This window comes from Alteromonas sp. KUL49, assembly GCF_006538345.1.
Classification (GTDB): Bacteria; Pseudomonadota; Gammaproteobacteria; order Enterobacterales; family Alteromonadaceae; genus Alteromonas.
Genome location: NZ_BJKL01000001.1, coordinates 237,349 through 264,232, shown reverse-complemented (window position 1 = coordinate 264,232; position 26,884 = coordinate 237,349). Strand labels below are relative to the sequence as shown.

General features: G+C 45.2%; 19 protein-coding genes. 3 read left to right on the top strand and 16 right to left on the bottom strand.

Annotation, left to right across the window (positions count from 1 at the left end; genetic code table 11):
* Window positions 1–19 precede the first annotated feature (19 nt).
* Complete coding sequence (locus tag EYS00_RS20745; protein WP_242618601.1) at window positions 20–2,185, top strand: hypothetical protein; 2,166 nt, start codon at window positions 20–22, stop codon at window positions 2,183–2,185.
* 202 nt (window positions 2,186–2,387) lie between these two features.
* Entirely contained in the window at window positions 2,388–4,652 is a 2,265-nt protein-coding gene (locus EYS00_RS01190) for a glycoside hydrolase family 3 N-terminal domain-containing protein (protein ID WP_130634752.1), read from the top strand.
* 59 nt (window positions 4,653–4,711) lie between these two features.
* Here the strand turns inward: EYS00_RS01190 and EYS00_RS01185 are convergent, their stop codons facing one another.
* The 16 genes from EYS00_RS01185 to EYS00_RS01110 all read right to left on the bottom strand — a co-directional run bounded on the left by EYS00_RS01185 (window position 4,712) and on the right by EYS00_RS01110 (window position 25,626).
* Complete coding sequence (locus tag EYS00_RS01185; RefSeq protein WP_130634751.1) at window positions 4,712–5,863, bottom strand: lactonase family protein; 1,152 nt, start codon at window positions 5,861–5,863, stop codon at window positions 4,712–4,714.
* A gap of 79 nt (window positions 5,864–5,942) precedes the next feature.
* A complete protein-coding gene (locus EYS00_RS01180) occupies window positions 5,943–7,631 on the bottom strand; it encodes a hypothetical protein (protein WP_242618600.1) in 1,689 nt (562 codons plus the stop codon).
* 103 nt (window positions 7,632–7,734) lie between these two features.
* The gene (locus EYS00_RS01175) at window positions 7,735–9,201 is read right to left on the bottom strand and encodes a BNR-4 repeat-containing protein (RefSeq protein WP_307723725.1); all 1,467 of its coding nucleotides are present in this window, start codon (window positions 9,199–9,201) and stop codon (window positions 7,735–7,737) included.
* A gap of 89 nt (window positions 9,202–9,290) precedes the next feature.
* The gene (locus tag EYS00_RS01170; protein WP_130634750.1) at window positions 9,291–10,748 is read right to left on the bottom strand and encodes a sulfatase; all 1,458 of its coding nucleotides are present in this window, start codon (window positions 10,746–10,748) and stop codon (window positions 9,291–9,293) included.
* A gap of 119 nt (window positions 10,749–10,867) precedes the next feature.
* Window positions 10,868–13,618 (bottom strand): alpha-L-rhamnosidase, encoded by a 2,751-nt coding sequence (locus EYS00_RS01165; protein ID WP_130634749.1) that lies wholly within the window; start codon window positions 13,616–13,618, stop codon window positions 10,868–10,870.
* A gap of 36 nt (window positions 13,619–13,654) precedes the next feature.
* Window positions 13,655–14,644, bottom strand: a complete 990-nt coding sequence (locus tag EYS00_RS01160; RefSeq protein WP_242618599.1) for a ThuA domain-containing protein — start codon at window positions 14,642–14,644, stop codon at window positions 13,655–13,657.
* A gap of 70 nt (window positions 14,645–14,714) precedes the next feature.
* Complete coding sequence (locus EYS00_RS01155; protein WP_130634748.1) at window positions 14,715–15,950, bottom strand: glycoside hydrolase family 105 protein; 1,236 nt, start codon at window positions 15,948–15,950, stop codon at window positions 14,715–14,717.
* Between the two features lie 43 nt (window positions 15,951–15,993).
* On the bottom strand, window positions 15,994–17,412 hold the full coding sequence (locus tag EYS00_RS01150) for a BNR-4 repeat-containing protein (RefSeq protein WP_130634747.1): 1,419 nt from the start codon (window positions 17,410–17,412) through the stop codon (window positions 15,994–15,996).
* Window positions 17,412–18,815, bottom strand: coding sequence for a sulfatase-like hydrolase/transferase (locus EYS00_RS01145; RefSeq protein ID WP_130634746.1), 1,404 nt, complete (start codon window positions 18,813–18,815; stop codon window positions 17,412–17,414). The genes EYS00_RS01150 and EYS00_RS01145 overlap by 1 nt, the downstream gene beginning before the upstream one ends.
* Before the next feature lie 277 nt (window positions 18,816–19,092).
* Window positions 19,093–20,172, bottom strand: coding sequence for a class II fructose-bisphosphate aldolase (fbaA, locus tag EYS00_RS01140; protein ID WP_130634745.1), 1,080 nt, complete (start codon window positions 20,170–20,172; stop codon window positions 19,093–19,095).
* A 51-nt stretch (window positions 20,173–20,223) separates the two neighbouring features.
* Complete coding sequence (gene kduI, locus EYS00_RS01135; RefSeq protein ID WP_130634744.1) at window positions 20,224–21,054, bottom strand: 5-dehydro-4-deoxy-D-glucuronate isomerase; 831 nt, start codon at window positions 21,052–21,054, stop codon at window positions 20,224–20,226.
* Window positions 21,055–21,093: 39 nt separating this feature from the next.
* The gene (kduD, locus tag EYS00_RS01130; protein ID WP_130634743.1) at window positions 21,094–21,867 is read right to left on the bottom strand and encodes a 2-dehydro-3-deoxy-D-gluconate 5-dehydrogenase KduD; all 774 of its coding nucleotides are present in this window, start codon (window positions 21,865–21,867) and stop codon (window positions 21,094–21,096) included.
* 43 nt (window positions 21,868–21,910) lie between these two features.
* On the bottom strand, window positions 21,911–23,203 hold the full coding sequence (locus tag EYS00_RS01125; RefSeq protein ID WP_130634742.1) for a TRAP transporter large permease: 1,293 nt from the start codon (window positions 23,201–23,203) through the stop codon (window positions 21,911–21,913).
* Window positions 23,196–23,723 (bottom strand): TRAP transporter small permease, encoded by a 528-nt coding sequence (locus EYS00_RS01120; protein WP_130634741.1) that lies wholly within the window; start codon window positions 23,721–23,723, stop codon window positions 23,196–23,198. Before EYS00_RS01120 ends, EYS00_RS01125 begins: the two co-directional genes overlap by 8 nt.
* Window positions 23,723–24,715, bottom strand: a complete 993-nt coding sequence (locus EYS00_RS01115; RefSeq protein ID WP_130634740.1) for a TRAP transporter substrate-binding protein — start codon at window positions 24,713–24,715, stop codon at window positions 23,723–23,725. The genes EYS00_RS01120 and EYS00_RS01115 overlap by 1 nt, the downstream gene beginning before the upstream one ends.
* Complete coding sequence (locus tag EYS00_RS01110; RefSeq protein ID WP_130634739.1) at window positions 24,715–25,626, bottom strand: sugar kinase; 912 nt, start codon at window positions 25,624–25,626, stop codon at window positions 24,715–24,717. Before EYS00_RS01110 ends, EYS00_RS01115 begins: the two co-directional genes overlap by 1 nt.
* A gap of 417 nt (window positions 25,627–26,043) precedes the next feature.
* Here EYS00_RS01110 and EYS00_RS01105 point away from each other — a divergent pair, with 417 nt between their 5' ends.
* The gene (locus tag EYS00_RS01105) at window positions 26,044–26,868 is read left to right on the top strand and encodes a DeoR/GlpR family DNA-binding transcription regulator (RefSeq protein ID WP_242618598.1); all 825 of its coding nucleotides are present in this window, start codon (window positions 26,044–26,046) and stop codon (window positions 26,866–26,868) included.
* Window positions 26,869–26,884: the final 16 nt, after the last annotated feature.

The window sequence follows — 26,884 nt, the reverse complement described above, 5'->3', positions numbered from 1 at the left end:
AATATAAAGTCATCAATCGATGTTTATCAAAACAAGCCGTATCGCCGTCACTTCACTGCTGTTTGCATTAGTCACCTCTTTTGGTGTGGATGCAGCGACCCAAGCACCTATTGTATATAACGCTATTGAAGACTTTGCTATTAATGCCGATGCAGACGCGCCCTACTACCATGACCGTAGAAATAATGCACTAGCGATTGACGCGCGTCGTGTTGAATATCGCAATTTATTTGCCCAAGCTTCGGTGGAATATACCGGCCAATCAGGTCGATTCGATATTCAAATTACTACTATGAGTGAAGAAGATGGTGAGCCCATTTATCGACTGTTGGTGAACGGCGTGGTCGTTGGAACATACCGTGGTGCCTATATTGGCAAGGGGTCTGAGTTAGATTTAGCACCGGCGCCACATACATGGCGAGACATAACACTTAAGTCAGGCGACACTATCAGTGTAGCGTCAGTAGCGCATACCAATGGTGAAATACCTGAGCATGGCGGTACAGCGTGGTCAAGAGGTCGTTGGCAATCACTAACCGTATCACCTTCAGAAGCGGCACAACGACCGCGGGCCTACTTCAGCAAACACAGTGATATTCTTGTATCGCAATTCGATTTGAAGCCAGATGCTGATGACATTCACGCCATTGCCGCGCTAGGTTCAATGTTTGCCCATGAGGACATGAATAATACAAACTTTATCGCTGTTGCAGGCACTTACGGCGAGCAAGTAGGCGATTATATTAATGCAAACGGGTTGCTTGAGCTTGCTTTCGGTAAAGAGAACTTTAACTGGGTAGACGCTCATCATCACCGAGACAATGCGATAACACTGGTAAGAGACAGGGTAAAGGCCGTTCTTGCCCAAGGTGGTAAAGCGTGGGTACAAGAGGCTGGACAGTCAGACTTTACGCGAGACTGGCTAGAAGCACTGCTCTCGGCGGGTATTCATCCATCGGTAATAAAAAACAACGTTATTGTTGTTCAACATAGCGATTGGAATGAGAGTAAAACCAACCCCGAAGCACTCGCTCGAGTGAAAGCATTAACACACTATCAGCCCGTATCAGACGGTAACAAGCCGCGACGGATCTTTGATAGAAATAATCGAAGGGGTCCTGTGACGCCCATGTATGTTGCAGAGGGCAATAAATGGATAAACGCGGCTACGAGTGAAGAGAACAGCTTCGCCGTACCAAAAGCGCTTTGGACGCTCGCTGATAGTTTGATAAAAGGTACCGAATTTGACGCATCCTACTCGGTCATTCCCAAAGGCGGTGTAGACTTTTCAGACCACGCAGAGATTTGGTGGATCTTCGACCAAGATCACAGAACAGAGTCTGTCCATGCGTTCTGGGAACGTTATGTAACCGATACAGAGTTAGATACTGTTAAGGCACCCCAAGGCAGACTAGCGGTGGTCATTGACGGTAATTCACCGGATCCTGATGATATTGGTGCAACACCAGTGATGTTTGCGTTATTACAACAAACGGGGCTATCTGATCGCATAGTACACATATCTCATTCTTGCGATTTAGACCCTTTCAGAAACAAGGCTCGCTATCAAATAGACCCAGAAAACGAAGCACGTCGCCAGAAAGTACTTCATTACCTGAGTGGAAAAAGTATCGAGCTTTTCGGTCCTTTTCCACAGCTGCGAGACTATTACAATTGTAGAACGCACCAACAAGAAGCTACTCAAGACTTGGTAGATGCAATAAACAATTCAACATCTGACGATCCTTTATGGATTATTGAGGCTGGAGAGCCAGACCTTATTGGATATGCATTAGCAGAAGCAAACCCCGACGTAACCAAGTACGTCCACGTGGTGTCGCATCACCCTGCAAATGACAACAGTGGCGACTTCTTTACGTGGGAGCAAATCCTTGAGCACGGTGTAACAGAACACCAAATTGGCGACCAAAATTTGGGTTTGCAGGGCCCGATTCACGAGTGGGACTGGGCTAAAGAATCAAATAACCCTGGTATGAACTTTATATGGGAAATGCTCGCCTATGCAGAGCAAGACGGCATAGTTCCGTTCCAAACCAATAAATTCGATTGCTCAGACGCCGGTATGATGTATTGGTGGATCACTGGCGCCAATAAAGGCGGAAACAACTTCGCCACCGCGGCCGACATTACTGACATGTTGACGGGTAAATATACTCAACAGTAATCATCTATCTACACGTGGGCATGCTCAAACCGTTCAGCACGCCCACAAGTCACAATCAATCAATAAAAATCATTTACAATCTTTTCGATTGATCTTCACACCACGGAATTGTTAGGATTGCACTGGTAAGGCCGCATGACCCATTTATGAAATTGCGTGCATCAGCTGTGCTAACTACAAACAATAACAAGGTGTACCCATCATGTTAAACAAGCTAAGTAAACTGACGTTACTTCTGCTATTTCCTGTTTTTTCTGTTATTTCCTCACCGCTATCAGTGAAAGAAGAAGCTGAAATATCGGCGAAAGTGGAGCGACTTGTGGCGCAAATGACACTAGAGGAAAAAGTGGGTCAGATGCGTATTTTTCATGCTAACAAAGGTGTTGAAGCTTCAGAGAGCAACGAGTTAATCTTGTCAGAGGTTGTTCAGGAAAAGCTCAAGTACGGAATTGCAGGCATTAAAAACCCAGGGGAATTCCTCAGCCCCGAGCAAGCCGCGATACACAATAATTTGCTACAAAAATACATCATAGAGAATAGCCGCTTGGGTATTCCTGCCCTATTTATCACTGAAGCCTATAACGGTGTGGATGCTACAGGCACAACGCGATTCAGCCGCCCATTGAATATGGCTGCAACTTGGAACGAACCTCTTGTTGAACAGGTATGGGATACGATTGGTCGAGAGGCGCGTTTACGAGGGCTTCACATCTGCCACTCACCTGAAGCTGATATCATGCGTGACCCCAGATTCGGTCGCATGAGCGAAGCATATAGCGAGGATACTTATCTCACCACACGTATGGTAGTTGCTGCCGTCAATGGTGTACAGGGCCGTTTTGAAGGCTTATCGGCCGGAACACACATAGGTGCAGTGACTAAACATTTCGCAGGCTATGGTCAAGTAGAAGGCGGACGTAACTTTGCATCTATTCAAATCTCAGAACGCACGCTTATTGATGAAATTTTTCCTCCCTTTAAAGCGGCGGTACAAGAAGCGCATACACTAGGCATTATGGCGTCTCATGGTGATCTCAATGGTATCGCAAGTCACGGCAATAAAGCGTTACTCACCGACTTACTACGAGATCAATGGGGGTTCTCAGGATATACCGTATCAGATTCTAATGACATCGCACGTCTGCATTATTTTATGGGTGTTGCCGAAACGCCAGACGATGCAGCCCTTATGGGTTTAGATGCAGGGCTAGACATCGATTTGTACAGTGAAGATGCATATGCATACCTACCTCGCTTAGCTCGCGAAAACCCTGCAATTGTGGAGCAAATTGATAATGCCGTTCGTCGAGTACTAAGGGTTAAGTTTATTCTTGGGCTATTTGATAATCCGTTTATCGATGTATCAAAGGTCGCCGCTGCCGTGCGAAACGAACAGTCCTTGTCACTCGCACATGAAGCTGATCTTGAATCTATTATTCTGTTGAGGAACGCTAACAACACACTTCCACTGGAAAACATCAACAATGCAACCATTGGTTTGATTGGCCCATTAGTGGGCGACAACACCGAACAGCAATTCAGAGAAGTTTTAGGAGATACACAGGCACTTGTTGTTGAACCGGGCTTCTCTTTAACCGACGAACAGCCCTTTGAGCCAAGATTACTCACCAACAGTGAGAATCAAGAAGGTTTTGACAACGCAATCAATGCAGCAAAACAAAGCGACGTTATTGTGCTTTTCTTGGGCGGCGACAAATTCACTGCTAAAGAAGCCTACTTTGCCCGTGGATTAGGCGATCGCGCCTCTATTCAGCTCGTAGGTTTACAAAATACGCTAGTAGAGCAGGTTAGCGCACTTGGGAAGCCTGTTATCGTTGTACTCAAACACAGACGTACGCTGGCAATACCTGAGGTAAATGAGCATGCGGATGCCATTCTAGATACATGGGATTTAAGTGAACAAGGTGATCTTGCGGTAGCGAAAATGCTCATCGGCGAAGCAATACCCTCTGGAAAACTGCCCGTGACTGTGCCTCGTCATATTGGCCAACTGCCCTTCCATTACAGTCAGAAAAATATCAACTTTAAGAAAGAGTATATGTTCTTGGGAGCACAACCTCTTTACCCCTTTGGTTTCGGGCTGAGTTACACCACATTCAACTACAGTGATTTGGTACTATCGAAAAATGAGGTATCTAAAGATGAATCCTTTACTGTGTCAGTAACAGTAACAAACACGGGTAATTATCATGCCAAAGAAGTGGTTCAGCTTTATATACAAGACGTTATCGGTTCAGTGATCCGCCCGGCGAAAGAACTCAAGGGGTTCGAAAAAATATCGCTAGCACCTAACGAATCCAGAATGGTCTCTTTTACAATCACCCCAGATATGTTGGCCTTTACTGGGCTAGATATGGAAACAAAAGTGGAAGCAGGAGATTTTGTTGTCGAGGTTGGCACATCCTCCGCTGACACTCTTACCGAAACATTTACGGTAACTCCCTAGTTTTAACAAACTAGTTTTGAAAGCTCTCTCATCCCTTCGAGAGAGCTTTTTCAACAGCACTATTCATCAAATAAAATACAAATTGGCTCAGGGACATTTATCGTATTACCGGTTTGATATTGCAGTAAGCCTGAGGACTGATCGATAGCAAACACCGATACCGTATTTGAGTGCTGTCCCGCTGCAAACAGCCACTTACCTGATAAATCCAAGTTGATATTACGAGGGAATGCGCCGCGTACGTGTTCATTTTCTAATAGCGATAGCGCTCCGTCATCATCTAAAGTGAACACACTCACCGAGTCATGACCGCGGTTGGCTGAATAAACGAACTCGCCATTGGGATGCACTAAGATTTCAGAGGCTGAATTGAATGCTTCTTGTGATTTCGTCGCTTCCGATAAGGTAGGTGTCACCGAGACACGTTGGGCAGTACCTTTCGCCGCGTCATAGTCAAAAGTTGATATACTCAAAGTGAACTCATTGAGCAGAAAAATGCGTTCCCCATCCACCGAAAATCTCATATGACGAGGACCACCACCAGCAACTGTGACTGCTTCACCATGATGAGTAAGTGTATACTCACTTTCATTGACTTCATATATAATAGCAGCGTCGAGTCCAAGGTCTGGAACGACTGCGTACTCTCCATCGGGTGAAAATCCAACCCAATGTGGATGCGGGCTATCCTGTCGATTCTTGTAGACTTTGCTACCGCCTTGGTGCTCAATCAGTTGTGTGCGCTCAACGATTTCCCCGTCTTCACCAAGAGAAAATACCGCTACTGACCCACCGCCATATTGAGCGGTAATTAGAAACTTGCCAGACGGATGCACCGAGATATGGGTACCCGAGCCATCGCCAATCGCTACACTGTTAATGAATACGAGAGAACTGTCTTGGGCTTTTTTGTACGCCGCAACCACGGGAACATCCTCAGCTACTGCCACGGCATAGATAACATCACGCTTTGGGTGTTTAGCTAGAAATCCAGGAGCATCAATGTCGGCGACCCGCGTAGCAGCTGAAAGATGACCAGAAGTCTCGTCAAATGTCGCATGGTAGATCCCATCGCCCTGCTTATTCCCAGTACCAAAGTAAACATCTTGCGCAGCGAAAGCAGAAGTTGCTGTTGTAAGTGTAATAGCAATGGCACTCAATGTAGCGCCAATAGACTGGCTGAATTTCTTTGACGGAATACTGTGCGGCATTTCCCTTCCTTTATTCATAAAAAAAGCGAGTGACGTCATACACTCGCTTTAAAACTAACACACATAGCGTTGTAAAGTATTAGAGGCTTGCGTCAAGTGCAATCTTCAACATATTTGCTTCAATAAAATAGAAGTCGCCGTAGATAATCGGCGTGTCTAGTTCGCCTCCGTTGCCCATGTCACCTGTAGCTTCCGCAAGTACAAAACCATACTCAAAACTATTAGGCCGGCCGTTTTTGGCACGGTCTGTTCTATAGTTCGCAGTAAGTTCAGCCATAATGCTATCGGCTAAATCGGCAAACTTTTGTTTATGCGCCACATTATCGGTGAACAGTGCGTAGCGATAAAGTGCTGCGGCATAAATTGCTGCGGCAGAACTATCACGAGGTATCTTAGTGTGAGATTCAGGGTAGGGTTTAGTACCGCAAGGTAATAACTTGTCTCCTTGCAGTATGACTTCACCGTGTCGCCCCACTTTACCTTCAAGCCGCGTTAATGACTCTTGCGACATCATAGACGCATCGAGAGTCATAGGGCGATACCCCTTATACGGCTTTAAGTGCTCTTCAATATCTTTGTCGCACAGCGCGAGTATACCGGAGAAAACCGTCGTATCTGTGGATATATTTTCAGCATAATCAGTCGCGTTATCACGAGCTGCAAAGAAATCCCAGTAAGGTACCAAGCCATCTTCAAGCAAGTGCTCTACACTACCGTATAGCTTGTGTACATGAGCCTCAAAATCTGGGTAATCCGCCAAATCGATATTCGCATTTTTCATAGCTTCAACGACAGTTACAAATCCGTAAAGGGACCAACCTTGTCCTCTAGCCCACGCTGAAATATTACCAACGCCCTGCCAGTTACCTGGTTTAAACTCACCGTAATCGAACACATGGTAAGACAGAGGATATTGTTGTGCCGTGTCACCTTCATCATAAAAGTAATGATTTAGCGCAGTATTTTTCGCGTGGTTGAAAGCAATTTCGTGATAACGCTCGCTGTCGCTATCGAACAAATACTCCAAGTTCATCATATTGTCTACGATAACGGGGTAGGTCCAAGGATTAGACAGTGTGTAGCGATCTGCGACCGGCTCTCCGTCTTCCATGGTGGTAATACGCATACGCGGTGTCCAATCCCATGAGCGTATGACGCCTTGTTCATCACCATATCGAGTAGCAAGTGTTGCGCGCCCAGTCGTTAATGCCTGTTGATACGAGGCACGAAGTTCATCACTTAATGCGTCATATGAAAGAGCTTCGCCAAAGGAATCATAAAGAATAAAACCCAAGTCATGGGTTGTTCCGCGCAAAGCCTCTGAGAAAAGTGTCGCTTGATAGTATTGCGCAGAAGAATAAAGCTTAGCTTCTTCTTCTGCGGTTAGGTTCATGTGTGACTTCGCAGACAACAACTTCCAAAGCACGCCAGGGAAGAAGCCATTCGTCCATTTTTCAGACTGCTCCATGAATATGCCGTCATGTTCTTCCGAGCGAGGCACGCAAATCATCTCAGGTGACGCAGCACAGTTAGGTCTGAGTGTAAGATTTTCGCCCTTTTCCACATGACCAATCATTTTCAAGTACTGCTGCTTAGCAAACTCGAGGTTTTCTGATGCTTGTGATGTACTAAAAACAGCTGATGTGGTCACCTCTGGTTCGTTAGGCGCTGCAGCATCGTCGGTAACAACACTATTGTTTTGATTATTACATCCTGACACCACGAGTAAGCCAGCAACAATACTGCTCAAATAGCGTTTTTTAATCATTTTGTGCCTCAGTATTTTTAAACTCTCACCTTGCTACACACAAGGTTCACATGAACCACCATAGCACAGGCAGGTGGCCTTACCAATTTTTTATTTCTTTGAATTAGGATTTATCAACGATATCTAGATCAATGATCTGTAAGTAAAGTGGTTGAGCGCTCCCTGATCCTCTTTCCATCAAGTAGTAGTAAAGCTTCCCTTGAGAGATATGTACTTTACCGTGATCAAAGCGTTTACCACCGCGCCCCTGATAAATTCGGCTAAATTCGTTCGTGCCACCTTGCGCTTTTTCAACAAACGGGTAACCGTCGCGGGTCAGGCCGATAATGTAAATATCATCGCCCGCGGTATATATCTCAGACGCTCCAGCAAAGTCAGTTGAGGTGATAAACTCTGACGCGCCAGCAGGCTTATAGGTATGAACGTGAACAGTGTCTTTATTTTCTTTGTCGATAACCGTACCGATCAAATGCACATCGCCTTTTTCAGTGACGTTCCAATCGAACCCTCTGACAATAGAAACTTGGTTCGGTGTCGTCGTTTTTACTAAGTCACCCGGCTCAAATATTTTAATGTCGTCTGCGTCGACAAGTGGGAAAGGGATCACTTCACCATTGTGGGTTTTCCATTCTCCAAAACCGTCAGGGTGATCGGAATACGCGTAATAAAACCCGTTTTGATATTGGTATTTGTCGTTGTTGTTGCTCGATCGGCGCTGAAAGCCAACACGTAACTTGCCATTAACGTACTTCATGTTGCCATAAAGACCCCAGTCATACGCTAGACCGTGATTTGATGCATTGAGTACATTAAACTGGGTAAAGTCTGACCACACCTGATTCTCTGCATCATAGCGATTGAAAACGTATCCACCATTGTTGTTACCACCCTTGCGCATATACATGAGTAAGGTGCCGTCGGTATTGGTGAAAAAGGTAGGGTAGGTCAAACCTGCAAACTGACTAGGGTCTATCGTCCCTGTCATAGTCAGGTGCTTGTAATCGTAGTCACCTGTGCTGATCGGACTCTCATCAGGGACGAACTGCGCTAACGTGAAGTCCTCGTCAGCGACAGTTGCTGCGCCAGGAACAGAATAGGAGTAGCGAAAATAATCTGTAGCCAAGCTTCCGTCACTGGGTTTTTTAGCGCTGTAAGCGTGCATGTCGTATAGCAGATGAATCGTTTCATTGATTGGACTAATAGCCACTGCAATAGCGTTATGTGATTCACCAATCCACCACATGTTTCTGAAACCCGTATGCCTGTGAGGAAAAGCAATATGTTGAATACTTCCCGTTTTGGTATTTAAGCGCGTTAGCATGACTCTGCGGTCGAACTTACCTCCTCGATACCACGTCATAAAAACGTATTCTTGATACACTTTTATGCTGTCGCCGTGCGCCGAAATGCTGCGTCCAAAATAGTAATCATAGGTGTTGGTCGCAGACGTTTGTGCATCTTTGCCCACCTTACGTCCATCAAAGTGCAACCCCGAATCGGTGATCAGGACTTCATTCAGTAGTGTGACTTCTGCATGTAACCACTTAACATGTAACAAAACAAAAGACACTATTAGTATCTTAAGAGGCAAGCTCATGTGACGTTTTAATCGTATTTTGAACATAACATCTATTCTTCTTTTTTGGGTTTACACTCGAACTATTGCAATACCTCACGCTCTTTCAGGGGGTACCACTCAGTCAATTTTTGTGACAGGCGCTCAACGATTTGGGGATGCTCAGAAGCAAGGTTTTGTGTTTCATGCTCGTCTTGCATGAGGTTGTATAACCTTGGTGGAGCAAGAACGTCTTTGTGGTATTTCTGATAGCTTACGTTCTTGCCGTCGTAGCTCAAAATGAGCTTCCACTCACCTTCGATGACCCAACGATAGAGCAAGGTAGATTCTGGATTGTTCAAGTCATCCATGTCATGAGCGAACCCCTCTCCGAATATGGCGGTTCGATCAATTGGCGACTGCTCTAACATATCAGGCAACAGATTTTCACCCGGTAACGTGCTCGGAACTTCAATACCTGCGGCTGCGAGTACTGTAGGAACAATATCAATACTGCTCACTACCTCGGCACGCATTTGCGGGGCTAGGCGCTCTGGCCAAGAAAACATGATAGGTGTGCGTACGCCGCTCTCACCAGGACTCTGTTTTGAGCGCGGTAGAAAGCGCTCAGACATCGAAGGATTAGTTACCCAACCGTTGTCAGACACATAAACCACTAAGGTATTGTCTTTAACACCTGCAGATTCAAGGTAGTCGAAAAGCTGCTGATTGGTCTCATCAAACCATTCCACCATGGCAAAATATTTAGCTACAGATATCGGAAGTGGGTTTCCCCGATACATCTGGTCTCTGTATTTGGCCAGTATACGCTCAGGGGGTGTATGCGGGGTGTGAGGCATAAACGGCGCGTACCACACAAAAAAGGGTTTATCCTGTGCTTTGGCTCGGTCTATAAAGTCCGTGATCTCACCAATACCATTTCGACCAATCGTCAGCCCGTCATCGCCATGACGCCCACCCGGATTGGGAAAACCTCGAGTCATACCTTCATCGAACCCACCTCTGGCGAAGCTTCCTTCCCACCACTTTCCGGTTTGCAAAGACACATAGCCTTGTTCACCTAATAACTCAGCAATCGTGTCTAATTCATCAACCTTAGCAATAATTTCAGCGCGTTGTTGTTGATAGGTCTCGCCCTGCTTTCCACCAGGTAATAAGCGAGAAGGGTCATTCCCTGTAATTCCATGCTGATGAGCGTAAAGACCTGTTGCAATTGTGGCGAGTGACGGGCGGCACAAAGATGTAGGTACATACCCTCGAGAAAAAGTAACCCCTTCGCTGGCAAGTTGATCAAGAGCTGGGGTCTCGATGAGTTCATGCCCCATAAACCCATAATCGTTCCATGCATGGTCATCGGATAAAATGAAAAGAATGTTGGGTAGTTTTTCCTCAGTCGAGGACGATGAAACCGCACTTTGCTCCGCGGTGCCCGTACATGAAACTAACGCAGCTACTGAACTAAGGAGTATCAGGCGGAACAGCCGATCTTTTTCTGTGACAAGCTTATCTGCTAAACCCAATGTTGTACTCCAATGTCTCATGATTTCACCCAATGGCCCAAGTTTTGCGAATAATCAGAAAATTTAACATGAACAGAAAAGATTTAACATGATTAATTATGACCAAATTAGACTAAATACAATTTTTACCATTACTTTTTTTAGTTTTGTAAATAGGCTGATATTTCATAGCCCCCCGTTCGCAAATTGTTCAGTCGTGTTGGCTCCACAGGTACCCCATTAAGTGTTAACTCTTGCAATGATGGATCAGGAATAACAACGTGACCTTGAGTATTTGGTGGAATTTCAATGTGAATAACAAGATGATTGCCCTGTTTTTTCCATTCCACACCGACTTTTCCTTGTGGGGTGTTATAGCTGCCTTTCGCTTCTGTCAGTCGAGCACCAATTTGCGGTGCTATGAGTACTTGCTTGAATCCGGGACTCAGTGGTTTTATCCCCAAAATCCCCTCGTAGAACCAGCGCGACACGGTGCCGTAGGCATAATGGTTGAGTGAATTCATTCCCTCAGAATTAAAGCCATCTTCTAATGAGTATGAATTCCAACGTTCCCACGTTGTGGTAGCGCCGTTATTGATAGAATAAAACCAAGATGGATAGGTCTCTTGAAACAGTAACTCATAAATAATGTCACTACGTCCTGCGTCTTGAAGCACTTGGGTGAGTAGTGGAGTACCTAAAAATCCGGTACGCAAGTGCATATCTGCTTGCTCCAATAGACCAATAAGCTTATCTACAGCTAGGGGAGTTTGGTGTGGAGGGAACAAGTCATAGGCTAAACCCAATAAATAAGTAGTTTGTGTCGGGATAGCGTTGATAAGATTGAGATTTTCATCAAAAAATGTCGTTGCAAAGGCATGTTTAACCTTCTGATGAAGCTCATATAATTGGGCTTCGTCTTGTGTACGGCCAAGTACTTGTGCGGTTTTCATCGTAAGCTCAACGGAGCGCGCAAAATAGGCAGTGCCAATTAAACTAAAATCCGTGTTTCCTCGATTTCCGTTGTCCCCCTCTTTGGTAATAACAGGATAAGGTTGAAGCCAGTCGCCGAAAGTACTCATTGAGGAAACAAATCCTTCACTTTGGCTGTGATGATATTGCACCCATGACATCATCATGTCGTAATTGTCTTCTAGCACGGATTTGTCACCGGTGAGCATGTACAGCTCCCATGGAATAATAGTGACCGCATCTCCCCATCCCGAAGAGGCAAAGTTCAACCATTCAACGTAAGGTATGTAAAGCGGCACCTTACCATTCTCTGCTTGCTCTTCCCGAATACTCTGTAACCACGCTGACCAGAACCCATAAACATCCGCCATATACATAGAGGGTGTTACAAATACTTGGGCATCACCCGTCCAACCCAAACGCTCATCCCGCTGTGGGCAATCCAAAGGAATATCAAAAAAGTTACTTCTCAGTCCCCACACAATGTTTTGTGATAGTTGATTTAGCTTTGGGTGGCTTGACGTAAAACTCGCGTGAATATCAACGTCTGAATGTTGAATTTGCGCCGTTGCCCAAGAGATATTTGGCACATAACGGGTATCAAACCCCGTAACTTCTAGGTAGCGGTAACCGTGGTAAGTAAATCGGGGCTGATACTCCAGCAACCCGCTTTCGCTGGGCATAATGCGGTTTTCAGATTTAGCACTGCGATAATTGTCGGTATAAAACTCACCTTTGTGCAAAGCCTCAGCATATCGAACCTGGACCTCTTGTCCCTTAAGCACTGGCAAAGCGAGCTTAGGCACACCAACCATGTTCTGTCCAAAATCAAAAACGACTTTATCCCCTTCAACACTGACGATAGCCTTTGCTGTCATGTGCTCTGTAGTACGAATAGGGTTGTGGCGTTTGGGAACGATTTTCACATCGCCGTCCAGCGGAGAAGCAGTAGCGCTTACCCAGTTTTCATCTACAAATGCTGCTGTTGTCCAACCCTCGATTTCAAAAGATTGATCATAGTGCTCACCATCATAAATACTGGCAAACCTGATTGGTCCTTGTTGAGAGGCTCGCCAGGAGTCGTCAGATACAACTCTCTGAACGCGACCATCTTGGTAAGTAATTTCTAGCTGAGCTAAAAGGCGGGCGGGAAGCGTATGATCTTTCTCTGTAAATTTAAAAATTCTGCCCGCATACCAACCACCAGCAATGGTTGCCGCCAATGCATTCTCACCCTGCACGAGCGATGTAGTCACGTCATAAGTGAGAGATTCAATTCTTTTGTCGTATGGTGTCCACCCAGGTGTCATCACATCATTAGGCGCAATCTCTACCCCATTCGCAAAAGCAGAAAATAAGCCTTTTGCTGTGATATACAACCTAGCTGATTGTACTTCACCATCAATATTAAAGGTCTTGCGCAGGTATTGAGGTGTGGCAAGTCGCTCTTGGGAAGGGTGTGCAGACAACGCCGTTTGAGGGTGTCCTATCCAATGCGCTCTCCAATCCGTAGTGGCGAGTAAACCCATTTCAATCGACTGAGGTTTACTCCACTCAGACACATTTCCATTGTTGTCCCAAATTCGTACTCGCCATAAGGCGATATCTCGCGAATCCAGGGCATTACCTTGATAACGCTGCCACGCATTATCCGTTGAGAATACCTTTCCGCTATCCCATAAATCGGGATTAACACTCAGTGAGGCGACGGTCGAACTCACCTGAATTTGATAGGCCATTTGATAGCCAGAACCCAAGCTATCACCTAGCTGCCATGAAAACCTTGGTTCAGCTTCGTAATAGCCGATGGGATTGACAAACCCTTCACCGACTTTTAGCGCAATAGGGGCTGGGAGTATTTCTGGAGTTTCAGTGGTGTTACAACTAATTACAAACCCTATAACGATACTCGCTACTAGCAGTTTTCGTAAAAAGCCCATGTATCACCTCCTAACTACCGGTGTTTCAGTTGCCGCTTAAAAGCTAAACTCAAAAGGTCGATGAGTAGATTGCATTTCGGTGGGGAAGTCCGACGGTACGGGAATAGTAACTTCTCCGGTCGCAGCCCACTCAGTGCCTCGTAAGAAAGTGGTAATAAACCCAACACTCTCAAATGACACCTGCTGGTGCCCTAAGGTGGTGTGGAATATCCGACCTTTACCATAAGTAACGGTCATCAGCATGGGCTCATGCTTTCCAGTACCTTTTTCTTCAAGGGGACACAAAGCGCTGGCGATGATGGTCAAGTTTTCGGCAGGGCCACGTAAATTACCGTAGCACTCATCTTTCGTATGCATCCAGGTCGTTGGCATATCTTGAGTAATTGGATGTGGTGTCCGTGCTGTTATTTGAAATTCGTGCTTCGTGCCATGAGCACCAGCATTGCCATGGCCAGTATCACGTATTTCATTGCCTTGCTCATCGAAGTAAACGTAAGGACCATGATTCTCGTTGCGACCACCCCAGCCGCTTAATCCAACAATCTCGTTGTATGCCTGCCAGTCAGGAAAAGCATTATTTGCTGCATGAACAGCAACAAATGCACCACCGCCAGCCATGTAGGCTTCAAATGATTGCTGCGTTGCCTCTGGCCAATACGCAGCGTTGTAACCAAAGTTAGATACCACGACATCGTAGTTTTCAAAAGTTGGATTAAACGTGGGATCAGTTACAGGCTTATCAACAGCAAAATGCTCACGATGGTTACAGTACGCCAGAAACGCAGGGTGTTCGTGGGCTCGCCACACAGGATTAGTTCGGTAAACATCGACCGTAAACAACCCTGTCTGCTCTAGATAGGTTTTCATCATTACCGTACTTTTTGGCCATACGGTATGATTATTCTGCCCATCAATAATCAGTACCCTGATGGTATCTCTTGTTTCTGTTTGCTCATACACCATGGTACAAGCCGTTGAAACAAGCACCGAAAACAACAAAAAGAAACGTTTAGTCGCGCTCAGCATAGATACCTCTCAAGCCTCGAATAAAAAAAGGGCCAGGAGCAGGGACATACTCTAGGCCCTAAAGCGACAGCTATTGCCACTTAGCCATTTCTGATGCAGCGAGAAGTACTGCGCCTACACCGTATAGCTGTGAATCACTCTCTTTCACTGGGTCAGGGGACTTACCCACGTGTTGTACCCAATTAACCCGTCCATTCTCAGACACTGCACGTTCTAATGCCGCCCAACCTTTCTCAACGATTTCTTTTGCAGCAGGGTCGGTAAGCACACCATTGTTGACACCCCAAGCGAGGCCATAAGTAATAAATCCGGTTCCGCTCACTTCTGGCGTTTTCACCTTGTTCGGATCCATTAGCGAAGCGGGCCAGTAGCCATCTTCAGTCTGCAGTTTTAATAGTCCAGCAGCGTTCTTTTTATACAGTTCAAGGTATCTCTCACGTGACGGATGGCCAGCTGGAAGATCATCAATGATTAGCGGAATGGCCGCAAACACCCATCCGTTACCACGCCCCCAAAACACTGGTTCACCGTTATCACTTTTCATCTCAAAGTAGCGACTATCTCGGAAGAACAAGCCGTAATCATCAGAAAATAGATAATCTGCCGCCGCCCAAAACTCGCTGTCAGCGTATTCGAAATATTTTGGTTCGCCTGTAGCGTTACTCAGTTTTAGCCAAGTTCTCGGTGCCATGAATAGCGCATCAGCCCAGCACCAACGGAGTTGACAATTTCCTTCTTGATGCACCTTACCTGAACCACTTGCCGTGCTATCTAACATCTCCAAACCTACATCGGGTTTATTCGCTAGGATCCAGTCAAAGTGCTCTTGGGTGGGTTTATAGGCATCTTGATTGCCGGTTTGCTCGGTTAACCAAAGGTAGGTTTGACCAATGGTATGGTCATCAGCATGATAAGGACGGTCGGTAAGTAACCCATATTCTTGCTCTTTCGCCATATTCTCTACGTACGCCATCAGCGTTGGGTTTTTGTCAACCTCGAGCCACTTAGTCAGACCGATGTAGAAAGCCGCTTGTATCCAGAACTTAGGATTTTCAGACTTTGCTCTGTGTGACTCAGGAATGTAATCTAGATTGCCAAATTGCTCTATTTGCCACAAACCAGAACGAGTAGCGATATCATGAGCAGAGGCACGAATAACCTCAGCACTGGACATTTCCATCACTTTTTCAGTGGCTGGTTGAGCCACTGTTTCAGCTACCGGAGCTTGACTCGACTCACCGCAACCAGTTAATAGCAAACTTACGGTGAATGGTATTGCTGCTACTTTCGAAATCTTGTTAAACATAATCACACCTTTTTTGACTACAGAACGTCGTGATAAATCGGGTTTAGTAAAAAACAGAGGTATCTTTCTCTAGCGTCGCCTCTGACAACGGCCTTCCAATAGGCCCTTCGTTACCCAGTAAGTAGATTTGTCTATGTGGGCTTGCTTTATCTTTAATCGCTGCAATCACCAATGCATCGGGGTGTGCATTTTTAATAATTGAAGTGATCGCAAAGGTTCCATTTTGTGTGGTCAGCAGTACATTGCCTTTAGTGAAAGTTTCACCATTGTTATTGCTTAACCATTGGGCGACTTCACCTGACTCATCATCTGCCAAAATAACTTCAACGTTACTTTCTCCGCTAAGAATAAAGTCTCCACGTGAATTTCCCGCAGCCAAGCCATTAACAGAATTGCCTCCGAGCCATTGCTCGCCATCCCAGCGCAAGTGTCGGAGCAGTTTAGGGCCGCCAGTTTTCAGTCCAAGATCAACGCCCACATTAGTGGTGATATGAGGGAAGCCTTGTGTATCTAAATAAGTACTTCCATTAAATGTCCAGTCAGGACCGGTACTCATAGCAAGCGTTTTCACTTCCGCTTCTTCCCGAGTCAGTGGAATGTTGAGCGACTCCCCTTGCACGTTCGTCCAGTCACCTGTCACCGTATTAAACACCATATAATGTGCATCGTGACGCTCAGTGGTATGCCCACGCTCATTAGCGTCCCAGTCCCAACATAGGTGATAATCGAAGGTCACGATAATTTCGTCTTTCTCGCCGTGCCCTACCCACGCATACCAACTATCTTCCGCCTTCAAATCAGTGCGACGTTTGTGTTTCAAGAAGGATACTGGAGCCTCAAAGGTTCTTCCGTTGTCGGTAGAACGCTGATAAACCCAGTTGCTGCGATGGGCACCGTGACGATAAAACAAGTAGATATCGCCATTGTCCATTTTCAGTGCTTGGTTGTAGGTTCCAAATACTGAAATATTGTCTACTTCATCCCATTCAGTGATATCGAATGGACGCTTTGATATAGAATGCTTGTTCGCTCCATGGTGAACGTTACCCAGCGTGTTTTCACCATGGTGTCTGTCACCGCCGTGACCACCGTAAAAAATATGAATGTAACCTTCATCATCAATGAGTAGCGTAGGCTTACCATGGTTATCGAACTTAGTGCGGCCTTCCCTGCGACCTAACTCGCTAGTACCTGCTCTAAAGGGGCCTAACCACGTTTTTGCTTCATGGTTGTACGCTGCTACATAAGGGTCTTCAAACGGCCCTTGATAGGATACGTAGGTTATTCCATCGTGATATTCACCGGCTGGGTGCTGTACCACTGCTAGCGGATTACCTGTACCGTTGTCAGCAAAATACCCAGCGACTTGTTCAGAGGGTTCACTCGATGGCGTAGCATCACATCCGGCTAAACCTAATTGAACTAGGCACAAGGTGGCAATTGATAAGAGCGTCTTTTTCATTATTTATACTCTTCAAACAGCGCGTAAAACATCGCAGTGAGATCTTTATGCGTTGCCGATAAGTCATTGGACTCACCGGGATCATTGTCGATGTTGTAAAGCTCTACGTCAGCGTCGAAACCGTAACGAACTGCTTTCCACTGACCTTTTCGTGCAGCCTGAAAAGTATCGCCGATTACTCCAGAATTAGGGTCGCCCACCTGCTTGGCAAACTCCCAGTAAAGTACACGTTCCTCCATAGCTTCAGGGTTGTCGCTCAATAAGCCATCAATTGATACACCGTTAGTGTGCACACGGGGAACATAGTTTAAGTTAACGCCAGCAATTTCAGCGAAGGTCGGTAGTACATCTGCGAAAGCCCACGGTGTGTTATCCACACGTCCTTGCTTGATGCGAGCAGGCCAATGCACAATCATTGGTACGTGAATACCACCATCGTATAAGTCTCGTTTCTGGCCTTTATAAGGGGCCGATGCTTCAAAGAATTCTGGATCAGCACCGCCCTCGTCGTGTGGGCCATTATCCGAAGTGAAGAAAATCAGAGTGTTATCTAGTTCGCCTTGAGCTTCCAATGTGGCAACAATTTCACCAATGTAATGATCAAGCGCTGAAACCATACCCGCTAAAACAGCGTTTGGCTTATCTACCGGCTCAGGATAGTAAGATGCGTACTTATCTGCAGGAACGCCACCTTTCATACCTGAGTAAGGGTTTTCCTCAAATGCGTAAGGCTGGCTAAATTCTTCAGGTACCCCAAGCTCGGCATGAGGCGAAGAGTACGTAAGCATCATGAAGAAGGGATTTTCTCGGGGTTCTACAATGTACTTGATAGCCTCGTCGGTGAATAAACGCTGCGCGTATGCACCTTTTTTACCACCTTCGTTTGCTTCTATACGGATCTTTTGTCCATCTCGCCACATAATGTGCGGGTATTGACGATGACCTTCCAATATAGAATACATGCCATACCAAGTATCAAACCCCATGGCGAGTGGGTCAGTCACCCCCATTTGTTGTCCAATGGAATACTTACCAATGAGCGTGGTGTCATAGTTCGCGTGCTTGAGCACGTGAGCGAGGGTGATATCTTTGTGATTGAGCTCAACCGTATTCGAGTTGTTAGTCATATATCGACCATCACGACCAGTAAACAAAGACACGCGAGAAGGTGAACAAACCGTATTGCCCGAATACGCCTGATCGAAGCGGATCCCACTGGCAGCCATAGCATCAAGGTTGGGCGTTTGAATAGGCGTATCACCGTATGCGCCTACTTGGTTGAACCCTAAATCGTCTGTCAAAATGAAAATGATATTGGGCTTTTCAGAAGCAAAAGTAACAGAAGAGAGAAGTGCACAGGACGCTGCAATCGTTTTCAGCAAATTATTTATTTTCAATTTCATATACTCAGTACCTAATATGTTTTACTCACGTCACTCTAGACTCTGATGGACAGGCAAGGAGCCATAAATCAAGCGTGGTAAATCTATCAGTGATAGTTTTAGTCCATGTATACTACATGAATAAAATAGGTTAAAAAAGAGTTAAACTGATAATATATGATTGATTTTGATTATATCTGTTTTAAATTTCAGTGATACTGGTCTAAAAAAAAGGGACAATGACTGATAAATTAAACATTTCGTTAACAAGTCTTATCGTCCCGTTTATCTATTTGTCTTATTTGGAATATCGATTTACACAGTTGAGTTCGGTAAATGCGAGGATCAGACGCTCTGCCATTGATTGCTCAGCTTTGCGTAGCCATACGCGAGGGTCGTAATACTTCTTATTGGGTGCATCCGGGCTTTCATTATTACCTATCTGAGACTGTAGTTTGTCTTCGTTAGTGTGGTAATAGTCGTAGATTCCTTGCCAACTTGCCCATTGTGTATCGGTGTCGATATTCATCTTGATAACACCGTAGCTTATCGCTTCCTCGATTTCTTCAGGTCGCGAACCTGAGCCGCCGTGAAAAACAAAATTAAGCGAGTTTTGGCCCAAACCGAATTTTTCAGACACATATGCCTGTGAGTTTTTAAGAATAACGGGGGTTAACTTCACGTTCCCTGGCTTGTAGACGCCATGAACGTTCCCAAAAGAGGCCGCTATAGTGAACAATGGCCCTACTTCAGCGAGTTGTTCGTAGGCATAGCTAACGTCCTCGGGCTGAGTGTAGAGAAGTGAGTTGTCGATATCGGTGTTGTCCACACCGTCTTCCTCACCGCCAGTGCATCCGAGCTCGATCTCTATGGACATGTTTAACTTGTCCATTTTGGCAAAATACGCTTTAGAAATTTGGATATTCTCTTCGAGTGGCTCCTCTGACAAATCTAACATGTGTGAGCTAAACAAAGGTTTACCTGTTTGCGCAAAGTAGCGCTCACCAGCATCGAGTAAACCATCGATCCACGGAAGCAGCTTCTTTGCTGCATGGTCTGTATGCAAAATCACTGGCACGCCATAGTGCTCAGCTACACAATGCACATAGTGTGCGGCCGCAATAGCGCCCGCGACTGAGGCATCGTGCCCAGACACATTGGCGCCTTTGCCTACAAAAAAGGCCGCGCCACTATAGGAAAGCTGAATAATAATTGGTGATTGGCTGTTTTTAGCCGCTTCCAACGCAGCATTAATTGAGTGAGTGCCAACAACATTTACCGCTGGGTAAGCGAATTTATTCTCCCTTGCAATCCGGTATAGCAAATCCAACGCTTCACCACTTACTACGCCGGGAGGTACTGCATCTAACAAATTCATTCTAATACACCTAATTATTATTCAATCCGTGTCTGCTTTTGCCCTAGCTTTTTAGCCCAAATCGCTAATCGCTAGATGGTCCATGTCATCAAACTCTTGGTTTTCGCCACCCATTGCCCAAACAAAGGTGTAATTCGTCGTACCCACACCACTGTGAATAGACCAACTCGGTGAAGCGATCGCTACCTCTGGAGGTAAAGACAACGCACGCACCTCTTTAGGCTCTCCCATCATATGAAAAACACGCTCATCTTCCGGTAGATCGAAGTACATGTAGATTTCGGTGCGTCGGTAATGGGTGTGTGGCGGCTTAGTATTCCAAACACTGCCTGATTTAAGCTCGGTAATTCCCATGACCAACTGACAGCTGTCTACAATACCAGGACGAATTGACTGGAAAATGGTACGTTCGTTAGACGTCTCATTGGCACCTAGGTCAATGGTCTGTGCTTTGCTCTTTGGCACATGCACTGTTTTAGTAACACGGTGAGCAGGGTAAGACACCAAGTAGAACTTAGCAGGAGCGCTTGCATCATCAGAGGCAAAACTTACCTCTTGGCTCTCTTTAGCAATGTATAAGCTGTCTTTGTTCTGCATGGAATAGGTTTCACCATCAACGACAATGCTCCCATTACCACCAATGTTAATAACACCTGCTTCTCTGCGCTGACAAAAATAGTCGGCTGCCAACTCTTTATGAGTGGGAAGCGCTATCGCATCGCTAGTGGGCACGATACCCGCAACAACACCGCGATCTACATCGGTGTAAGTCAGGTTGATTTTACCTGCTTCGAACAGTGGCTTGGTTACAAAGGCTTCACGCAATTCGTCATTGCGCATAGTTTTGTAACTTCTAATGTCTGCGGAGTACATGAAATCCATAACTATTTCTCTCGTTTAATTTAGATAAAAAGCAACGAATTAACGTGCCATCCAGCCGCCATCAACCAGCATGATGTGACCATTCATATAATTTGAGGCATTGCTCGACAAGAAAACTGTGGCACCCGCAAGGTCTTCTGGTTTACCCCATTCACCCGCAGGAATACGTGCAGAGATACTCTCGAAACGCTCAGCGTCTTGGCGCAGATTGAAGGTATTGTCAGTTTCAAAATAGCCAGGCGCTATTGCATTGACTTGAATACCATGAGAAGCCCACTCATTTGCCAGTGCCTTAGTGACCTGAGCAACACCACCTTTACTGGCAGCATAAGCCGGCACAGTGATACCGCCAGAGAAACTCAATAGCGACGCTATATTGATAATTTTACCTGAGCCTTGTGCAATCATGTGCTTACCGGCATCACGACAGAACTGGAATACACCGTTAAGATTAACGTTGATAACTTCGTTCCAGTCTTCGTTACTAAACTCATGGGCAGGCGCACGTTTAATGGTACCGGCATTGTTGACCAAAATATCGATACGACCGAATTCGCTGATGGTCTTTTCAATCACTGCACTGATCTGTGCGCTATCACTTTGGTCGCAACCTAAGGCTAAGTTTTTAATGCCCTTCTCATCTAAGAGTGCAATGGTATTGGCTAGGTTTTCAGGCTTAGAACCAACGGCAACCACAGTAGCACCTGCTTCGCCTAATGCCACAGCCATGGCTTGACCCAACCCACGTGTAGCACCGGTAACAATGGCAATCTTGCCGTCCAAACCAAATTGTTTCTGTAAGTATTCTTGCATTTGATTAACACCTAACTGAGGTTTAAGTTCGCGTATGGGTTTGCTATATCAAACCTAATAGTCGCGGTAAAAATTCGCTTATCGCTGGGAATGCCGACACTAAAATCAGTGCCAGTATCATTGCGCCATAGAGCGGTAAAATAGGTCGGATAATTTCGCTGATATTGACCTTTCCAATACTGCATCCCACAAACAGCACACTTCCCACCGGTGGCGTGCATAGTCCGATAGAAAGGTTAAGGATCATCATGATGCCAAAATGAAGTGGTGATATACCTAGCGACTCTGCAACAGGAAGGAAGATAGGCGTAAAAATCAACACTGCTGGTGTCATATCCATAAAGGTGCCAATCAATAACAGGGTTAGATTGATAATCAGCAGGATCATTAGTGGGTTATCAGATAGATTGAGTAGAGTCTCACTGATCGATTGAGGCACAGACTCATAAGACATCAACCATGACATTGCCGAAGAGGCACCAATAAGCAGCATAACAATAGCTGTGGTATTTACCGACTTAAGTAAAATGGGGTAAAGGTCTTTTACAGTAAGCTCTTTATACATCAGCAGCGATAGTGCCAGCGAGTAGAGCACAGCCACAGCGCCCGCCTCAGTTGGCGTGAAAAAGCCACCAATTATTCCACCAATGATCAGCACGATAAGCAGTAAACTTGGAATAGCACCAAAGAATGATGGCCAAAACGGTTCGATAGTTTCCGCTTGTAGTGGCTTTATATCCTGTTTCTTAACGTACAAATATGCCGCCGCAATCAGTAGCAAAGTCACCAGAATCCCTGGTAAGTAGCCTGCAATAAATAGAGCAGCGATAGACACTCCACCACTGGCCAGTGAATAGATGATAAGGATATTACTCGGCGGTATAAGCATGCCGGTAGTAGCCGCTGTCACCGTTACTGCGGTGCTGAATGGTCTGTCGTAACCTTCTTTCTTCATCGCAGGAATCATAAACCCACCAATAGCAGAGGTTGAGGCCACGGCAGACCCAGAAATAGAGCCAAATAACGCACATGAAATTACATTCACAAATGCCAAACCGCCGGGAAGTCTTCCAACCAACACTTTGGCAAAGGCAATCAATCGATGGGCTATTCCCCCCTGACCCATCAAGTAGCCAGACAATATGAAATAAGGAATAGCGAGCAGGGCAAAACTATCGATACCCGTTGATAAACGCTGTGCAATAGTGGTCAATGCTGGCAGACCGTCAATGGTCATGAGCATAGTTACCAGGGTCGCGAAGATGATCGCCAAGGCGATAGGTAAATTAATAAGGAGCAACAGGGCAAAAATGCCAAACAATAACAAACTAACCATTAGCTTTTCCCTGTGTATCGTCAGAGCTTGATGTATGTGTTACGTGCAATTCAGCATCGACAAAAAAGACAATGCTATAAAGCAGGAATAACACACCACTGAAAGGTATTACCGCGTAAATGTATGCCATAGGCACATTGAGTACGGGAGAGAATTGCCCTAGTGTCCACGTAAGGTGAACTAGGTTCCCGCCACCAATAATGAGTACAGCTATCGCAAATATCGCGACTAACAAACAGGTTAATCTGAACATGAATTTCGCTTTTGCAAGCGAGAGGTTCCGAATAAGAAGATCAAAACCCAAGTGACTTTTCAGTCGATAAGCGTAAGCACCGCCAATAAGGCTCACCCATATCAACAGGAACCTAGCCACCTCTTCGGTAAATGAACTCGGCTGTGTCAAAATAAATCTTGTAGTGACCTGCCAAGTAACGTCTAGAACGAGCAATGCCATTAAGGTGGCGAGTAATACTCGCAAACACCTATCAACATGCTCCACCAAAGTGGATAAAAACGTCATTACTGCTGCTCTCCCAACATTTTAATTGCGGCTGCCAACTCGCCTACAGGCTGCCCCTCTAATTCTTGGTATAAAGGTTCTACCACTTGCTGAAAGGCTGTTTTATCAGCCACAATCACTTCCACACCCGCGGCCTGCACCTCTCGAAGGGACATTTCAGTGGATTCGGCCCAAAGTTTTCGTTGATATTCTGTGGCCAATCTCATTGCTTCATTCAGCCACTCTTGCTGTTGGGCAGTCAGGCTATTCCAACGGTGAGTACCTATGACAATCACATCAGGTATTGAGGTATGTTCGTCGAGCAAGTAATACTTACTGACTTCATAATGTTTGGAGAAAAAGAAACTAGGCGGGTTATTTTCAGCACCTTCAACTATGCCTTGCTGTAATGCAGTATATAGTTCTCCCCAGCTTACTGGGGTAGCGGATCCACCGATGGTATTCACCATATCTACGGCAGATTGACTATTCATTACGCGTATTTTCAGACCGTCTAAATCAGACGGCTTGTCAACACGTACATCAGTGGTATAGAAGCTTCGGCTACCCGCATCGAAGTAACCTAATCCTTTAACGCGGTATTCGCTGCCAGCCTCCAGCAAACCTTTACCAAGGTCACTGTTCAAGGTTTTCCAAAAATGCTCACTGTCGTTAAACAAATAGGGCAAACTAAAGACTTTCATCTCTGGTACGAAAGCTTCTAGAGAACTAGCAGAGACCTTAGTCATGTCTAAGGTACCAATCTGCAGCAACTCTACAATTTCCCTTTCTGAGCCCAGTTGACCTGAAGGGAAAATCTTCATGTCCATAGTACCGTAAGACAAGCGATGTAACTCTTCTCCCATGTACACCAAGGATTGATGTACGGGATGCTTGGTATCAAGGCCATGGGCTAATCGTATAGAAGTGACACTTTCATCTTCGTTATTACAGCCTGAGAGCTGTGTTAACGCGGCGCACAACAAGATACTTCTGAGTAAGAGCTTTTTCATCACTGCTGCCCCAGTACAAGGTTAATTTCTCGCGGTACAATTGCACCTTTGTGCATAACAACAACACTTGCGCAAAAGTTGGCTGCTTTGACGCATTCTTGTATGGATTTGTTGTTCAACTTATTCGCTAGATAAGCACCGTTGAACGAATCTCCAGCAGAGGTAGTATCAACCGGCTTAACAACGTGCTCTTGATGGATAACCTCTACACTATCGTCACTTGCAACCACACAGCCTTCAGCACCTCGCTTCACGATAACCTCATTGGCACCACCGTTCTGCCAGCGTGCAATACAGTCAACAACGGTGTGTTCGCCATACAGTTCCAATTCATCATCAAAACTGAGCAGCGCAATGTCCGTACATGACATCATTCGCTTGTAATTGTTAAGCGCATGATTCATCGAGCGCCAATTCTTAGGTCTGAAATTGTTGTCGAAAGCAACGATGCCGCCGTTCTCTCTATACCCAGAAAGAAAGCTATATAAAAGCTCTCGGTCTTCATCATTGAATAGGGATAAGGTGATTCCAGTCAGAAAAACAAGGGGATAGCGCTGAAGTTCTTGAAACACTTCCGGCGATCGGGATAGCAGCTGCTTCACTGGCGCATTCTGACGCCAATAATGAAAATGTCGTTCCCCATCATCATCATTTTTAATCACGTACAAACCAGGTAAACAATCTTTGTAGACTTTGATTTGCTTGGTGCCGATGCCTTCTTCAGCCCAATTCAACATCATGTTCTGACTATATTCATCTTCACCTAGCGCGGTGAAGTAGTCACATTGCCCGCCGTTTCTCGCCAAGTACACGGCAGTATTCAAGGTATCGCCACCAAAGCCCATGTTAAACCGCCCATCAGCTTGCTGACTTAGCTCCACCATACATTCGCCGAGAATTGCAATTTTCAAAGTGCTACCTTATTTTTTCGTTCTTGTTACTAACAATTATTGGCCTTACCTGTTCACAATATTCATGTGTACTAAATGAACAAATACTCAAAAATCGCTAAAAAACACAGGTTTTTCATTCTAACCACTTAAAAATTGATTGTAAATGAGCGGTGAAGATTATTTATGAAAAATAAAAGCTAATCATGACCAATTAATAATGCTCGGGCTGATCCTGTTTCAGGGCTAAATATCTGAAGAAAAACGGTTAAATCGGTCTATTTCACTCAAAAATTAGATCATATGCTCAACATTCAGTCACTAAAATAGTCACAAATTAACAACAAATAATCAACACCTGTCTTATTTAGTCATAAGATGTTATATTAGGATATAACTGTACATAACTAGAATTGCCGATAGAATATGAGCAAACTGATGGAAAATAACGATAGCTTAGGAAACGCCTTACCCATGCTTGAAAAACATAGGCAACAACTAATAAAAGATATTCTTGATCAACAACAGTTTGCTAGTGTTCGCAGCTTGACTGAAAAGCTTAACGCGTCCGAAGCAACTATCAGACGCGATATCACCAAAATGGCAAAGCGTGGCGAAATTAATAAGATCCGCGGTGGCGCAGAATCTATTAATAGCCAACCTAAGAAAAAGCACTTAGCAAGTTCTGCTTTTATCGTTGACAAAAATAAGCGCGCAAATACCAAGCGATTGATCGCTGAACGCGCAGCTCAGCTTTGTGAAGAAGGTGATTCCATCATCATTAATGGTGGTAGCTCTACTTATATGATGGGTGAGTTTCTCACTGACATTCACTTGAACATTCTCACCAACTCTTTTGTGCTTGCCAATTACCTCACTGAAAACAGCGACAGCCAAGTGAGTCTTCCAGGTGGTGAAATTTATCGCGAGCAAGGTATCGTTTTAAGTTCATACGAAAAGGATAGCACTGAGTACTATCACGGCAGCATGATGTTCATGGGGACGCCTGGCATTGGCAAGTTTGGCGTGATGGAATCAGATCCACTACTTATTCGCTCAGAGCAAAAACTTAAAAAGCAGACTGAGAAATTAGTTATTTTGGCTGATAGCAGTAAGCTAGGTAAGCGTAGCAACTTCATTTTGTGTCCATTATCTGACGTAGATATTTTGATCACCGACACAGGTGCTAATGCTGATCTTGTTGCTTATTTCGAAAGCAATGGAATTGAAGTTATTCTTGTTGAAGAAGCTGACGACGAATAAAACGTCGTCAGTGAGT